Below are 13,990 nucleotides of genomic sequence, written 5' to 3'. Positions count from 1 at the left end.
ACCCGTCACGCGATGACCCGCGCCGTCAGGTTGTCCACCAGCAGCTGCTGCACCGTCGGGTGATCGTCGATGGTGACGTGGCGGAGATGCGTCCCCCACGACGCCAGGGTGACGTTCAGGTTCTGTGCTCCCGAAACCTTGTTCCCGCGCGGGAGCAGGTCACGCCGCTGGTAGACGTTGTCGTGATAGGCCGTCCCCACGGGCTTCCGCGTCTCCGCGCTGATCGAACGGTGCTTGATGCCGTCGATCGACGCCGTGTACGTCAGCCGGTAGCCGGCCGGCGCCAGCGTCTTCGTCTTCTTCAGTGCATTGGAAAGGTTGTACGCCGCCCCCGCCCCCCAGCTGTAACCGATGATCGCCACCGAGTTCACGTTCCTGCTCAGAACGCCGCTGACCACATCGTCGTAGACCTTCCCTTTCCCTGTCTTCAGCACCTCGTGATGGGCGTACAGCTGCACGTCGTAACCCTGGCGGTAGAGTTCCCCGGCGATCGTGTACACGCCGAGAGTCGGATCCCCGAAGCGCGAAGGCTCCTGCGTGTTCCCCGCAATCGCCAGCACGACGCTCTGGAAGCTGTGGAACACGACCGTGTCCGTCGCGACGCTTGCTCCGTCGCTCACCTCCAGTTGAAGCTGCGTCGAAGCCCCGACGGTATGCGCCTGGCTGACGTACTCCACCCACAAAGACTGCCCGTTCCCGACGCTGCCGCCATTGATGATCGCCGCATCCTTCAACGGCGAAGTCCACACCGCGAGCGACCCCGTCCAGCTGACGACGAACGTCGTCCCTTCCCCGATGACGTCGACGCGGACGAGATCATTGTCGGCCGCAGCTGAAGGAAGCAGGTCAAGGTAGTCCGCCCGACCATTGCCGTTGTCGTCGTCACCGTTCACCCGAATGCCCGCCCCCAGCGTGGCACTCGATTCGTCAGCTTCGCTGATCGGGTAGGCCGACGAATCGATGAACTGCGTGACCGGCCGGTAAGCCTGCAGATTGGCTGTCGCCGACATCAGGCACCGCGCCTCAAGCATCTGTACAGGCTGCAGCGCTGAACGGCTTCGCCGGGCACGCGGCCCACGAACCAGACCGGTCTGCGAAATGTGCGCTACCCACAGCGTGTTGAGCATCACCGGACGACTCCTCAAGCAATGGCCACTCAGTGAGGACGTCAAAAATGCGGCCCGCATTCTACGCGCGCGGCGCCGCTGGCCGATAGCGCCGGCCGCGGGTCACTCATCCCCCAGCTCCAGCAGGAAAATCCGGTCGTGATACGTATCCAGCGCGTACAGCCCGTTCTTCTCCCGCGTCACGCCATGCGGCCGCTTCAGGGTGATCCGCGCATCCCCCTGCCCGCGGCCCAGCAACGTCGTCACTGTTTCGGTCGCCGGGTCATAACACCGGATCGCGGCGTTCGCGTCATCGGCGATGTACACCCGCCCCTGCTCATCGACGCATAGATGCTTGGGGCTGTTGAGCTGTGCTTCGCGGGCAGGGCCATCCTTGAACCCAGCCTTCCCCGTCCCCACCACCGTCCGGATCACTCCCTCAGGATCGATCCGGCGGACCGCATGCCCACCGCGCTCGAGGACATACACCCGCCCGTGAGAATCAGCCGCCACGGCCCGCGGATCGACGAGCGGCGCCTCGAGCGCCGCCGTCCCGTCCTTCGGAACCCCCTTCATCCCGTTGCCCGCGATCGTCCGCACCACATTCGTTTCCAGGTTCAGCACGCGGATCCGGCGATTGTTGATGTCGGCGATATGCAGTTCCTTTTCGGCCGGGTCGAGCGTCACGCACATCACGTGATTGAACCGCGCCTCGAGACCAGGGCCGTCCGCAAAACCGGGCTGGCTCGAGCCTGCCAGCGTCTTGATCGTCCGCGTCTTCAGGTCGACCTCGCGGACGCAGTTGTTCCACGTGTCGGCAATCAGCATCCGTCCCGTCTTCGTGATGGCCACGTTGTGCATCCCGTTGAACGTCGCCCGCGCCAGCGGCATTCCGTCCCCCGCATACGATTTCGAACCGTCGCCGCCGATGTGCTGGATCTTCCCATCCGGCGTCCGTTCGAAAACACGGCCCCCTTCCAGCTCCACGATGAACATGGAGCCCGAGGGATCGAAATCGACCCCGAACGGCGACTTGAGTGGACTGGCCGGAGTGGTCTCCGGTCCCCCTTCGGCCGGCAGACGCGACCCGATCACGAGTTCCACCGTCTTTACCACCGGCTGCGCCCCGGCCGCAGGCAGGGGAAGCAGAATCGCCGCAATCGCCACGGCCGAAATCCCGCCCTGGGGCCACAACCTGCGGCCTCGGGATTTCAGACGCTGGTCGCACGCGCCCCCGTCAAAAGCCCGGGCGACGACGGTCGGCGCTCCAATGGTTTGTGATTTCATGGCGTTCCCTTCAAAAATGGCCCTGCATCGAGTCTACGGTCCGGGAATTTCCGGACAAGGAAACTGGACGCTTGCTCCGCAGCCGGCAAGACTTACGGGCCGCGTTCCTTCCCTCACGACGACCCTCGATCGCGTCGCGTGACTACCCCGGGGGCCCAGGCCCTCCGCTCGCCGAACTATTCCCATGCTCGAAATTCCCGTCATCCGCTGGGGCAAGCCGTACGAATCGATCGACAAGGCCCCGGTCGTCCACTTCGAAACGGGCGAACAGCTCGCCCTCATGCACCAGGCCAATGCCGGCCTGATCAAGATGGACCTCCGCAAGGCCGCCAAGGCCCGCGAGATCCTCCGCGAGTTCTCGATCGAGCAACTCTGCGAGATGTGCGCGAAAGCGGCCGACCTCTACCTCGAAGGGACGCTCCCCCTCGGCAACGGCACGCAGACGCCCCAGGAATTCTGCCGTATCCAGTCGGCGACCACCGGCCTCCCCGAGGCCATGTGCGCCGCCAACATGCGGAAGAACGCCTACGTCCTCAAGAACATGAAGGCCACCCTCGAGGCCCTCACCCGCGGACTCCCCTTCGACATCCTCTCGAAGGGCTACGGCATGGAAAGCCGCGGCATCATGGTCAGCTACCAGGCCCAGACCCCCATCATCGGCCTCGTCCTCCCCTCCAACTCCCCCGGCGTCCACACCCTGTGGATGCCCGTCATTCCGCTCCAGTGCGGACTCGTCCTCAAACCCGGCTCCTCCGAACCCTGGACCCCCTACCGCGTCTATGAAGCCTTCGCACAGGCCGGCGTCCCCCGCGAGGCCTTCTGCATCTACCCCGGCCCGCAGGAATGCGGCGGAGCAATCATGGAGATGGCGCCGCGATCGATGATCTTCGGCAGCCAGCAGACCGTTGATCGCTACAAGGGCGACCCCCGCGTCCAGGCGCACGGCCCAGGCTTCTCCAAGATCCTCTTCGGCGACGATATGGTCGACGACTGGGAAAAGTACGTCGACCTCATGGCCGACAGCGTGTTCCTCAACAGTGGCCGCTCCTGCATCAGCGCCAGCGGAATCTGGGCCAGCCGGCATACCGACAAGATCGCCGACGCCCTGGCGAAGCGCCTCGGCCCCGTCGAGCCGCTGCCGATGACCGATCCCAAATCGCCTCTCGCGGCATTCACGATCCCCGGCGCGGCCAAGGCCATCAACGCCCAGATCGACGAACTGTCGAAAGCCCCCGGCGTCACGGAAGTCTCCGCGAAGTACCGCAACGGCCCCAGGCACATCGAGAAGCCGAACCACGACTACCTGCGGCCGACCGTCATCCACTGCGCCAGCACCGACCCGCCGATCGCGAACACCGAATACATGTTCCCGTTCGTCTCGGTCGTGCAGTGCGAGCAGAAAGACATGCTCAAGAAGATCGGCCCCTCCCTCGTCGTGACCGCCCTGACGAAAGACGAGAAATGGTCGAAGGAGCTGATCGATGCCGTCCAAATCGACCGGCTGAACATCGGCGAAGTCCGCACGAACCAGCTTCACTGGATGCAGCCCCACGAGGGCAACATCATCGACTTCCTGTTCCGCAACCGCGCCTTCCAGACCAGCCCGCCGCCGGCCCACTGAGACCATCACTGATCAAACAAAGCAGCCGCCGGAAGGTCTTCCTCCCGGCGGCTGCTTTTTGTTGGAAACCACTTCGCAGCGACTGCGATCAGTGATGATCGTGGTGACGCACCAGCTTCTTCTCAGCCGGCTTCTCGTTCGTCGCCGGAGAAGCGTGGAAGTCGCGGCGGTGAGCCAGCGTCTCGACGTTCCCCTCGGCGTCCTCGCCGTGAGCCACCAGCCGCACGCCGGCATCCGGACCGGCCGCGGGCAGGTCGATCTCCCATTCCGCAAAGTTCTCCGCCGTCGGCCGGACCGCCTGGCCGTTCACGACCACCGTCTTGACGTCGTAGTTGTCCGTCGTGACGCCCCGCACGCGGATCAGCCCTGAAGGCTGCGGCTCGATGTGCGTGATGACCGTGATTGGCGGCAAGTCGTCGACCGGCTTGAGGAACGAGTACCCGCCGTAGGAACCGTCATCTTCCTGGGGCACGCCGATCGAACGCGGGTAGAACACGGTGGTGTTCACCTGCGAAAAGTTCAGGCGCAGATGCTCGTGGCCATCCATGATGCTCCGCCACAGTCCGTAGGCGCAGTCGTGAATCTGCACGTCCTGCATCAGCACCGACGGCGTCCCGCCGTGGAAGGCCCAGTGCGAGTTCCAGATCTTCATGTTGCGGATCACGAACGGATGCTTCACATCCGGCCCGACCCCTTCCACATCGCGGTCCTTCCCGCCGTTGCCCCCCGGGAAACCGCCGAGGTTCAGCGCGAACAGCCGCTGGCAGTGCGCTTCGTTCTGGTCGAACCGCACGAACGGCAGCGTGCGGATGTCGATGTCCTGCATCGAACCATCCTTCTGCAGGATCGGCATTTTCATGCTGATGTCGTCGCGATCGACCGCCTCGTAGCGGAAGCCGTCTTCATCGCACTCGGCCGCCACGTTGCGGGTGAACGTGTTCAGGCTGTTCGCCCACCAGTAACCCGACCCCAGGTTGCCGTCATACGGCAGCACCTGCTTCGGCAGCGGCTTCCCTTTCAGCGCCTGCACGGCCAGGTTGCGGTCGAAGATGTTGTAGACCTCGGTCCCGTCTTCCAGGAAATAACCGTGGCCAATGCTCTTATAGCCAATGCAGTCCTTGACCAGCAGGTACTGCGTGCCGTGCACGGTGATCCAGCGGTTGTGGCTGTCCCACACGGAAAGACCGATCAGGCTGCTTCCCCGCATCGTGTCACCGACCAGGTGATAGTGGATCGGGTACTTGCCGAGCACGCCTCCTTTGCCCAGGTGCCGGAACTCGGCGTAGCTCATGCTCCCGGCCGAGTCGACGTGATACATCGTGTGTCCGCGAACGCCTTCCGGATCGGCCGACTCCACAACGACGTTGCGTGACAGATTGGCCACTTCGGCGCGGTACTCGCCCGCTCCGAGGTGATCGAATTCGAGCGGCTTGTCGAGCCGGACGATCTGCAGTGGAGAATCGAAGTTGCCCCACTTCCCCCCGATGCTGGTGATGACCCGTTCTTCGGTCGTCGGATTGTCAGCGACGCTGTTCTGCTCCCCTTCCTTGCGGTAGCGCGTCCCGATGTAGCCGAACTGCCGGGTCGTCCCGGAGATGATGATCTTGTCCCCCTTCTTCCACCCGGGAAGATGGGCCGGCATCACCAGCCGCGCCTCACCCACCTTGGCTGTCTGGTAGGGGAGCTTCACCCACGTCCGCTCCAGCGGCGCGCCGTGGATATCCATCCGCCCGCCGCAGCACAGGATCGCCGGGCACGTCTCCTTGTCCATCCCCTCGATGTAATGCAGCCGGATCAGCGCCTTGAAGTCCGCGGGAACCGGAGCTCCCGGCAGGCCCACTTCGAGAGCCGCCCGCGCGACCGGCGGCGACGGCTGATTGTCCGCCGGGCCCGGCCCCTTGGCATGCGGAGCCGCATCATCGAAATGCGCGCAGTCGAAACCGAGTTCGCTGTACTCATCGATCGCTTCGATCCGGATCAGCCCCACGTCCAGTCGCGTGTCACGATCGGTCGCGAACCTCAGGACGCCGGAGACCTGGATGCCGCGAATCACGGCCTCCGAGTTCACGTCGTACAGGACTTCGTGCCCCTTCTGGATCAGCACCTTCGCCCCGGCCGCGGGCACTTTTCCGCCGGTCCAGGTTTCCGTGCTCGACCAGGCGCCGCTCTTCGACGACTTGATGACATCGCCGGTCGCAGTCGTCGGAGCCTGATGGTCGTGCGCGTGGACCGCAGGAATGAAGCCGAACGCGATCGCTATTCCCATGACGAACGTGAAGACACGCGAACGTCGAGAGCGCTGGAGGGACATGGTCAGGGCCTGCCTTCTTTCAATCGAGGTCTCGCCGCCGAAGTCGACGCGAGGAAATGGTGAAGTCACAGACCGTCGTGGTCTTTGCTCGGTTTCGCCGGCGCAGCCATCAGCCGCGCCCCTTTGATTTCAATCGGCTCGAGTTCGGTGCTCCCTGGAGCCACCGTGATGCGGATGCCGGTTTGTTCAGGACGGGCATACGCGCCCGCAAGCAGGTCGGCGCTGGCGTTTCCGCTCTTTCCGAACCAAAGGATCGCAACGTTGTAATCCCCGGCCGGAGCGCCGTCCCCATCCTGGTAGGTCGTGACCTTGAACGCCCCGTCCTGTCCGACAGCCCCTTGCGGACGACTCCCTCGCGAATCGAAGTTCTTGCCATCCGCCGGATGAAGAACGACAAGGGCGCCCTGCGCGGGCTTGCCATTGATCGTCAGCGTTCCCTGGGCCGGTTGAAGCGCTGGACGAACGTCCTCCTCCGCTCCGCAACCGACCAGCGCCACTGACAATAGGCTTGCAACGACTCTTCGGAACATCCCACTCAACTTCCGCACCAGGTCGACTCGACACCACACGCCCGCGCCGCACTCTTGGCAGCCTAGAACTCACCAAGCACTTCGCTGCCGCTGTCCGTGCACATTCCAATGAACGTGATGTTGCTCATGTTGTCGCTGAGGAAGCGGACCGACCCGTCAGCCATCGCCGCATGCACACCACCCGTGTGTGACGACCACGGATTCGCCCACTTGTTCGTGGCGTTGAGGAAGCGTGGCCCTTTCTGGGTCGTCCCATTGTCCTGAAATCCGTACATCCAGCCAGCGTTCGGACCCGCCCAGTAATCGAACCAGCAGCCGAACTCCGGAACCTTCACGACAATCTTGCCGGCCACGCGGTCGTTGACCAGTTCCTGATGACGGCTGGTCGATTCATGCACGATGATCGTGTTCGAGGTGCCATCGGTGATGTTCTTGAAACCGGTTCCTTGCCCCCCTCCGAAGATTCCCTCATTCGTGGGGCTGCTCGCGCCCGGAACGTAGACCGGATAGGTGCCCGACGCGATGCCCCGCTGCCCGGCGTAGTCCGCAGTAAACCCGCCGGGAATGGTCAGGATTTCCCACGCCGACTTGCGGCGGCGGAGGTACTGAGTGATCTGAGTTCCCCCGGGGCTCGATGGGCAGGAAAAGACTTCCAGACGTGTCTGGATTGCCTCGCGATTCTCGTCGTCGAAGAACGAATAGTTGTGGTCGTACTTGTTCCCCAGGTTCCCCTGGTCGAAGAAGCTGAGCAGCTGCGGAATCCAGCTGTTGTAGTAGTGCGGGTACTTGTTCTGGGCCGCACCGTAATAGGTCTCCATCGGGAAGATGCGGTGCGTGCTCTCGTAGTTATGGAGGGCCAGCCCGATCTGCTTCAGGTTGTTCTTGCACTGGGTGCGCCGGGCCGCCTCCCGCGCCTGCTGAACGGCCGGGAGAAGCAGCGCGATCAGAATCGCGATGATGGCGATGACAACGAGGAGCTCGATCAGCGTAAAACCGCGGGACTTCGACTTCATGACTTCGACTTCCGGACTTGAGACTCAGTTTCAACAGGCCAAAAAGGATACCTCGCGTCGAACCGACCTGTCAAAGCCCTTGGACCATTCCAGACCCTCCGATCACCTGCGGTGCGCTTGTTCCGGGGGTGGCCGCCCAATAGAAGTGACGCGCCTCTCCTCGTCATAGAATCGGTTGCCGATGATGGACTCGCTCCTGCCGCGGCTGGCTTTGCTCGCACTCCTGGCGCTCCTCCCCGCCGCCGCATCCCCGGCCGATGACAAACTGGCCGCCAGAGAAAACGAGTTCTATCGCATCACCACCTTCGAAGTTCCGAAGGATGTCGTCCTCGAAGCCGGTGCCTTCCAATGGATGAGCGATGGCCGACTAGCCGTCTCCTCCCGCCGCGGCGAAATCTGGATGATCCGCGATCCCCTCGCCCCCCAGGTCAAAGCCTCGCAGTTCTCGCGCTTCGCCCACGGCCTCCACGAAGTGCTCGGCCTCGCCGAGAAAGAGGGCTGGCTCTACGTCACCCAGCGCGACGACGTTTCCCGAATCAAGGACACCAACGGCGACGGTGTCGCCGACGTCTTCGAAGTCGTCAACGACGACTGGGGCATCAGCGGCGACTACCACGAGTACGCCTTCGGCTCGAAGTTCGACAGGGTGGGAAACCTCTGGGTCGTCCTCTGCCTCACCGGCTCCTTCTCCAGCGAAGTCCCCTACCGCGGCTGGTGCGTCCGCATCACTCCCGATGGCACGCTGATCCCGACGACCAGTGGAGTCCGTTCGCCGGGGGGAATCGGTTTTGATGCCGACGGCGAGCCCTTCTATACCGACAACCAGGGCCCCTGGAACGGAACCTGTGGACTCAAGCACCTCACGCCCGGCCGCTTCGTCGGACACCCCGGCGGCTGGAAATGGTACGACCTCCCCGCCGCCGCCGCGGCCCTGGGAAAACGACCGACCGAGCCCGAAAGCGGCGGGCGGATGATCGTCGAACGCGAGAAGGTCCCCGAACTGGAACCCGCGGCGATCCTGTTCCCCTACGCGAAAATGGGGCAGTCGGCCAGCGGCGTCGCCTGCGATCTCTCCGGCGGAAAGTTCGGCCCGTTCCAGAAACAGATGTTCGTCGGCGACCAGACGTTCAGCACCGTCATGCGTTGCTTCCTCGAGAAGGTGAACGGCGTCTACCAGGGCGCGTGCTTCCCCTTCCGGGAAGGCTTCGGTTCAGGGACCGTGCCGGTCGAATTCGGCCCCAGCGGCGCCATGTTCGTCGGAGGCACGAATCGCGGCTGGGGCTCGCGCGGCACGAAGCCCTTCTCGATCGAGCGACTCGACTGGACCGGCAAGACGCCGTTCGAAATCCACGAAATGCGCGCCCGGTCCGACGGCTTCGAGCTGACGTTCACGCAGCCCGTCGACGCGAAGACGGCCGGTGACACGGCTTCCTACACCATGAAGACGCACACCTACATCTATCAGTCATCCTACGGCAGCCCGGAAGTCGATCCGACCACCGCGACAATTGAGTCGGCGACCGTCGGCGCCGATGGCAAAAGCGTCCGCCTGCGAATCCAGTCGCTTCAGCGCGGCCACGTTCACACGCTCACCGCCCCGGGAGTGAAATCGGCCGCTGGCGAACCGCTGCTCCACGCCGAGGCGTACTACACGCTCAACGAAGTTCCCGTTGCCGAGGCGCCCTGAACGGCGGCCGCACGTCGCGACAACGAACGGCGTCGAAGTCGCGCGGAAACCAGTCCGACACCGGCAAGTGCGGTCAGGATGATGCTCGACGGCTCCGGCACGGCCGAGGGCGTGTACTCCGCATGCCCAATATAGCCCGCCAGCCGCACATCGCCGCTCGTGGTGAAATCGCCTCCGACATAAACGCCGCCGTTGATGGCGCTGGTCGTGTTCAGGTTCGAATCCGGCAGCAGGATCGAGCCGTACCATTCGCGGCTGAGAGATAAGGGCGACGTCTGGTCTTCGAAGTTCCAGAGAACGTGAGAACGGACATCCGCAGTCTGGAAACCGGCGCCGAAGTTCCCCATCGGCGTCCCCGTCACAGCTCCCACCACGTTGAAGATGTAACTCGTCCCCGCCGGAAGTCCGGCCGTGGCCAGCGCGAAGTTGGCGTTCTGAAGCGTGAGCAGTGCGGCGGGCACGTCGAACACGGCCACACCGTCCGCGCCCGGAGCGGCATTGAACGTGACGTTTGATCCGTTCACGATGATACCGCTATCGGCGACGAGACCACTGAAGTAATCCGAGGCCGAACGCAGCATTGCGGTGGCTGCGGAAGCCCGGGGCGCGGCCGTCGCGTCGTTCTGGAACAGTTCGCTGCCGGGCCCGTTGAGATTCACGTTCGCCGAGCCGCGCGTGCCACCCAGGCGGGCGTCCCCCGCCTGCATGGTGATTCCATTCGATTGCAGGCTCCCGCCAACAACGAGCACGTCGGTCGAGCTGAAACTGGCCGCGGGCGTCAGCCCGGTGCCGAAGGAGGGAAATCCTCCCTGCACATTTCCGCCGACGATCGTCCGTCCCTGAATCTGCGACTGGGCACTCAGATTGCCGCCAACAACCACCTCGAATCCGGTCACCAGCTCAGCGAAAGCAACCTGTGACACAAAGACACAACTCGCTCCGATGAACGGAGCCAGCAACTTCAGCAACATCCTTAACCGCCTTAGGCCCGACGATCCGTCTCAAAACCACTGCCCGTTTCCCGCGACGGCAGCTTGCGGGAAATGTAGGGACGGCCAGGGCGGTGGAAATTCGCTGTCGGCAGAAACCGCCGAATTAAGGGCAAACCCTGACTCCACGGCTGTCCTTCCGTCTCCGCGAACGCCTCCGACGCACCACCGCGGCCCCGAACGCCAGCGAAGAAAGAGCCAGGGTCCCAGGCTCAGGCACGGCTTCGACACCCGTGAACCCGATGTCGATGAACGACGCGACCGTCATGTCGCTGATGAAGGAGTTGGGGTTCAGCCAGCCCGTCATCAGTTCGTCACGCATGTCTCGACCGAGGGAATCCTCGATTCCGGTCGGCCCCGATCCGTTCACGTTCTCGTTCCAGTGTGCGCCGGCCGTTCCGCCGCCCCCCTCCTGCTCGACATCCGGCATGCCGGTCTGGCCGAATTCGGAGTTCCACGCGGCGATGGCGTTCGCTCCCGTGAAGTGGCTCGGATCGCCCAGCGGGTCGTAGACGCCGTTGAGTTCCCACAAGGTTCCGAAGCCGAGCACGTGCCCCATTTCATGGAGAATGAGGTTCTCCCAGTTCCCATTGTCCAGCACGTTCTGGGCATCAAACGAATCGAACGTCATCGCCCCGTCGGTCGTGAGATAAAAACCGGCCGCGTCGAGCACGAGCTCGGACGGTCCAGCGCTGCCGAGAACATTTCCCACGCCGTCTCCCGGAGCGATCACGGCGTTGATGAACACTTCCGATACGGTCTGCCCGTTGAGATAGCTGCTTCCCGCCGTCCGGTTCACGACGAATCCGTTCTGGTATCCACCAAGCCGGCTCTGCCAGATTTGCGCGGCCGAATCGAACGCCGCGGAGAACTGCGAATCACCGGTGAAATTGACGTTGATGACCAGCTCGGCGGAGGCCGTCCTCGCGGAACTGGCGAGGATCACCATCAGAAACGAAGCGCGCATTGCCCGCGTCATGTCAGCACCCTTGGCCGTGATGGAGAACAGGTGGACCGTATCACGAAGCTAAAACCGGCCACGACGCATGGCAAGAATCGATGTTGAAGAAAGTCAACATGCGATCCTCCACCGCCCAGGCCTCCCGATCGCTCCGGCCCGAGTCAGTCGACTGCCGTCACTCGAAGACGAGCGTTCCGAACTTCTCGAACTCGTGGAAACTCGGGCCGACGCGCGACCAGTCCCACTGCGTCCGTTTTCCACCGTCGTAATCCATCCGGTAGAAATTGGCCCGCCAGCGGGACCCCGGCTTTGGCGGAACATTGCCCAGCGGCCTCAGCAGCTCGTACGGAAAGAACACCTCCGCCCGCCAGCCCTGGATCTCGGCGCCCGACTCCGCCTTCCCGCCGGTGATGTGGATCGCCTTCCGCGTTTTCCGGCCGCCGTCGTACATCCACGGAGTCCAGCCCATGAACTTGCCGTCCACGTTCGGAACGAGGATCGGCAACTCGTAGTTCAGCGGAGAGATCTCATATTCGAAGTACAGCGGCAGCTTCTCGTCCGGCCAGAAGAAGGCTTCGTACACGTCTTCCGTCCACAGATGCTCCAGGTCCTTCGTGAAACTGGCCGTGAGCTTCGAATCGGTTCCATCCATCAAGAGATAAAGACCGGTCTCCGAATAGAGCATCTTCACCTGAGTCTTGTAGTCGTGCGCCGCCTCAGGCCGGATCGAAAGCGGCGTCCAGGCGACCGTGTCCCACGCCTTCGCCTTTCCTGCGCCGGTGACCTCGAAATCCTTCGTCGCTTTCACCGTCATCACCGGCCGCTCGGGCTCGGCGGCCTGCGCATCGTTCACGAACAGCCCGAGAACGAGCGATGCAACGGAAGCCAGAAACGTGACGCGAGCACGCATGGGCGATTCTCCCGGTGAACGGACAGCAGCCGGAGAATCGTAACGGGCCACGGCTCGGTCGGGCCACAACACCGGAGCAGGAACACCGCCTGACCCGGGCCGGCGAATCAGCTGGCCGATCCGTCCGGACGCCATTCGCCGAGCAGGCGGGCAATCCGCCGGCGGTCCCCTTCATCGGCCCGCGAGCCCGCCATGACCTCTTCCAGCACTTCGCAGGCCCGCTGCGTTTCGCCGCGATCATGCAGCGTCAGGGCCCATTGAATGCGGACGACCGGCAGCTCAGGGCTGTGCACCAGGGCGTGCGTCCACAGCGTCGTCGGGTTCCGCCACGCCTGGACATACCGCATCGACATCGCGGAGTACGACATGACCGCCGCCGCAAACAGGCCCGTGCTCACCGCGACCGTCGTTCGCACCCCCAATCCTGGCGAACGCATCGCCAGGATTCGCCACAGGGCCGCTTCCACCAGCACGCCCACTCCGGCAAACACCAGCACGCACGGCAGGTACAGGTACCGGTCGTTCATCAACGTGGTAATCGGAAAAATGTTCAGCACCGGAAACAGCAGCAGCCACCACGTCGCGTAGGCCCAGGCGACAACCGGCCGGGAATCACGGACGCGCCACACGAGCCAGGTGACAAGACCCCAGGCGGCCGTCGCCACCGCCGCCGCCGGCCACGGATTCGAGCCGTCCACGTCATACATGACGCTCAGGTCAAATGGGGCGGCCAGCACTCGCAAGTACCGCCAGACGATCACGCTGTCGACGGCCAGGATTCTCCCGCGGCCCCAGTCGAAGTGTTCCCGTGTCCCGCCCCAGATCTGATTCTGGGCGTGCATGTTGAGGAACAGCGCCATCAGGCAGACGAGTCCCGGTAACACCTGCCGCGCCATCGCGTCCGACCATTTCCGGCGGTGCACGAGGATGTCGTACAGCAACACGATCCCGGGGACCACCACCGCCGAGGCCTTCGCCAGCAGCGCGAACACGAGCCATCCCAGCCCGATCGCCTCGTCGCGACCGGTCCGCTCCGGCCTCAGCCAGTAGATCAGCGAGACGAGCATGCCCGTCGCCGCCAGCAGCGACTTCAGCGACGAGATCCAGGCGACGGTCTCAATCTGGATCGGATGGACGGCGAACAGGATCGCTGCCAGCCATGCGGCAAAACCGGATTTCGTGACCTGCCGTACCAGCACGAGCACCAGCACCGCGTTCAGAGCGTGGATCAGGGCGTTGACGATGTGATAACCGCCCGCCCACAGTCCGAAGGCCGTGTGCTCGACCAGCAGCGTGAAAATCGTGACCGGGGCGAAATTCTTCGAGCACGGCTCCGTGGCCACCGCCACCAGGTTCGCCGGGGCCCAGCTTTTGACGAGCGGGTTGTCGACGACGTACCACGGATCGTCCCAGTTCAGAAACTCGAATCCGGCCACTGGCCAGTAAACGAGCGCGACGAACGCCGTGAGGACGGCGGCGGCGAACCAGCGGCGATCGAGGAACGTTTCGTTGGGCATGGTTTGAGGCGGAAAGGCAGCGCACCGGCACGATCCTTAAATCTGCCACACGTTTGGC

Annotated in this window: 11 protein-coding genes; 2 read left to right on the top strand and 9 right to left on the bottom strand. The window is 63.8% G+C overall.

Going from position 1 to position 13,990, the window contains the following annotated elements; translation table 11 throughout:
- Nucleotides 1-5: 5 nt before the first annotated feature.
- Nucleotides 6-1,010, bottom strand: a complete 1,005-nt coding sequence (locus Pan44_RS00580; protein WP_145026191.1) for a hypothetical protein — start codon at nucleotides 1,008-1,010, stop codon at nucleotides 6-8.
- 219 nt (nucleotides 1,011-1,229) lie between these two features.
- Entirely contained in the window at nucleotides 1,230-2,393 is a 1,164-nt protein-coding gene (locus Pan44_RS00575; protein WP_145026188.1) for an NHL domain-containing protein, read from the bottom strand.
- Between the two features lie 184 nt (nucleotides 2,394-2,577).
- On the opposite strand from Pan44_RS00575, the gene Pan44_RS00570 reads away from it, so the two are divergent.
- Nucleotides 2,578-4,014 (top strand): aldehyde dehydrogenase family protein, encoded by a 1,437-nt coding sequence (locus Pan44_RS00570; RefSeq protein WP_145026185.1) that lies wholly within the window; start codon nucleotides 2,578-2,580, stop codon nucleotides 4,012-4,014.
- A gap of 88 nt (nucleotides 4,015-4,102) precedes the next feature.
- On the opposite strand, the gene Pan44_RS00565 is transcribed toward Pan44_RS00570, so the two are convergent.
- The 3 genes from Pan44_RS00565 to Pan44_RS00555 all read right to left on the bottom strand — a co-directional run bounded on the left by Pan44_RS00565 (nucleotide 4,103) and on the right by Pan44_RS00555 (nucleotide 7,868).
- Nucleotides 4,103-6,325, bottom strand: a complete 2,223-nt coding sequence (locus Pan44_RS00565; RefSeq protein ID WP_231754186.1) for a G8 domain-containing protein — start codon at nucleotides 6,323-6,325, stop codon at nucleotides 4,103-4,105.
- A gap of 65 nt (nucleotides 6,326-6,390) precedes the next feature.
- Nucleotides 6,391-6,855 (bottom strand): hypothetical protein, encoded by a 465-nt coding sequence (locus Pan44_RS00560; protein WP_145026182.1) that lies wholly within the window; start codon nucleotides 6,853-6,855, stop codon nucleotides 6,391-6,393.
- Nucleotides 6,856-6,917: 62 nt separating this feature from the next.
- Nucleotides 6,918-7,868 carry a DUF1559 domain-containing protein gene (locus Pan44_RS00555; RefSeq protein WP_145026179.1) on the bottom strand — a complete coding sequence of 317 codons (951 nt, stop codon included), beginning with the start codon at nucleotides 7,866-7,868 and terminating at the stop codon, nucleotides 6,918-6,920.
- Nucleotides 7,869-8,049: 181 nt separating this feature from the next.
- On the opposite strand from Pan44_RS00555, the gene Pan44_RS00550 reads away from it, so the two are divergent.
- Nucleotides 8,050-9,555, top strand: coding sequence for a PQQ-dependent sugar dehydrogenase (locus Pan44_RS00550; RefSeq protein WP_231754185.1), 1,506 nt, complete (start codon nucleotides 8,050-8,052; stop codon nucleotides 9,553-9,555).
- Here the strand turns inward: Pan44_RS00550 and Pan44_RS00545 are convergent.
- The 4 genes from Pan44_RS00545 to Pan44_RS00530 all read right to left on the bottom strand — a co-directional run bounded on the left by Pan44_RS00545 (nucleotide 9,516) and on the right by Pan44_RS00530 (nucleotide 13,932).
- Nucleotides 9,516-10,526, bottom strand: coding sequence for a collagen-binding domain-containing protein (locus tag Pan44_RS00545; protein WP_145026176.1), 1,011 nt, complete (start codon nucleotides 10,524-10,526; stop codon nucleotides 9,516-9,518). The two genes, Pan44_RS00550 and Pan44_RS00545, sit on opposite strands and share 40 nt — an antisense overlap.
- 124 nt (nucleotides 10,527-10,650) lie before the next feature.
- On the bottom strand, nucleotides 10,651-11,511 hold the full coding sequence (locus Pan44_RS00540; RefSeq protein WP_145026173.1) for a PEP-CTERM sorting domain-containing protein: 861 nt from the start codon (nucleotides 11,509-11,511) through the stop codon (nucleotides 10,651-10,653).
- Nucleotides 11,512-11,680: 169 nt separating this feature from the next.
- Nucleotides 11,681-12,415 carry a carbohydrate-binding family 9-like protein gene (locus tag Pan44_RS00535; RefSeq protein WP_145026171.1) on the bottom strand — a complete coding sequence of 245 codons (735 nt, stop codon included), beginning with the start codon at nucleotides 12,413-12,415 and terminating at the stop codon, nucleotides 11,681-11,683.
- 107 nt (nucleotides 12,416-12,522) lie between these two features.
- Nucleotides 12,523-13,932 carry a hypothetical protein gene (locus Pan44_RS00530; RefSeq protein ID WP_145026169.1) on the bottom strand — a complete coding sequence of 470 codons (1,410 nt, stop codon included), beginning with the start codon at nucleotides 13,930-13,932 and terminating at the stop codon, nucleotides 12,523-12,525.
- Between the last annotated feature and the right edge of the window lie 58 nt (nucleotides 13,933-13,990).

This window comes from Caulifigura coniformis (genome assembly GCF_007745175.1).
GTDB classification, from domain to species: Bacteria; Planctomycetota; Planctomycetia; order Planctomycetales; family Planctomycetaceae; genus Caulifigura; species Caulifigura coniformis.
The sequence above is the reverse complement of the archived record's forward strand: the minus strand, read 5'-3'. Positions and strand labels throughout refer to the sequence as shown.

What these genes read in the sequence shown, in the direction of transcription:
- Pan44_RS00555 (WP_145026179.1), bottom strand. Translation starts at nt 7,868, where the DNA reads ATGAAGTCGAAGTCCCGCGGTTTTACGCTGATCGAGCTCCTCGTTGTC.
- Pan44_RS00570 (WP_145026185.1), top strand. Translation starts at nt 2,578, where the DNA reads ATGCTCGAAATTCCCGTCATCCGCTGGGGCAAGCCGTACGAATCGATC.
- Pan44_RS00540 (WP_145026173.1), bottom strand. Translation starts at nt 11,511, where the DNA reads ATGCGCGCTTCGTTTCTGATGGTGATCCTCGCCAGTTCCGCGAGGACG.
- Pan44_RS00560 (WP_145026182.1), bottom strand. Translation starts at nt 6,855, where the DNA reads ATGTTCCGAAGAGTCGTTGCAAGCCTATTGTCAGTGGCGCTGGTCGGT.
- Pan44_RS00535 (WP_145026171.1), bottom strand. Translation starts at nt 12,415, where the DNA reads ATGCGTGCTCGCGTCACGTTTCTGGCTTCCGTTGCATCGCTCGTTCTC.
- Pan44_RS00545 (WP_145026176.1), bottom strand. Translation starts at nt 10,526, where the DNA reads ATGTTGCTGAAGTTGCTGGCTCCGTTCATCGGAGCGAGTTGTGTCTTT.
- Pan44_RS00580 (WP_145026191.1), bottom strand. Translation starts at nt 1,010, where the DNA reads ATGTCGGCGACAGCCAATCTGCAGGCTTACCGGCCGGTCACGCAGTTC.
- Pan44_RS00530 (WP_145026169.1), bottom strand. Translation starts at nt 13,932, where the DNA reads ATGCCCAACGAAACGTTCCTCGATCGCCGCTGGTTCGCCGCCGCCGTC.
- Pan44_RS00575 (WP_145026188.1), bottom strand. Translation starts at nt 2,393, where the DNA reads ATGAAATCACAAACCATTGGAGCGCCGACCGTCGTCGCCCGGGCTTTT.
- Pan44_RS00565 (WP_231754186.1), bottom strand. Translation starts at nt 6,325, where the DNA reads ATGTCCCTCCAGCGCTCTCGACGTTCGCGTGTCTTCACGTTCGTCATG.
- Pan44_RS00550 (WP_231754185.1), top strand. Translation starts at nt 8,050, where the DNA reads ATGATGGACTCGCTCCTGCCGCGGCTGGCTTTGCTCGCACTCCTGGCG.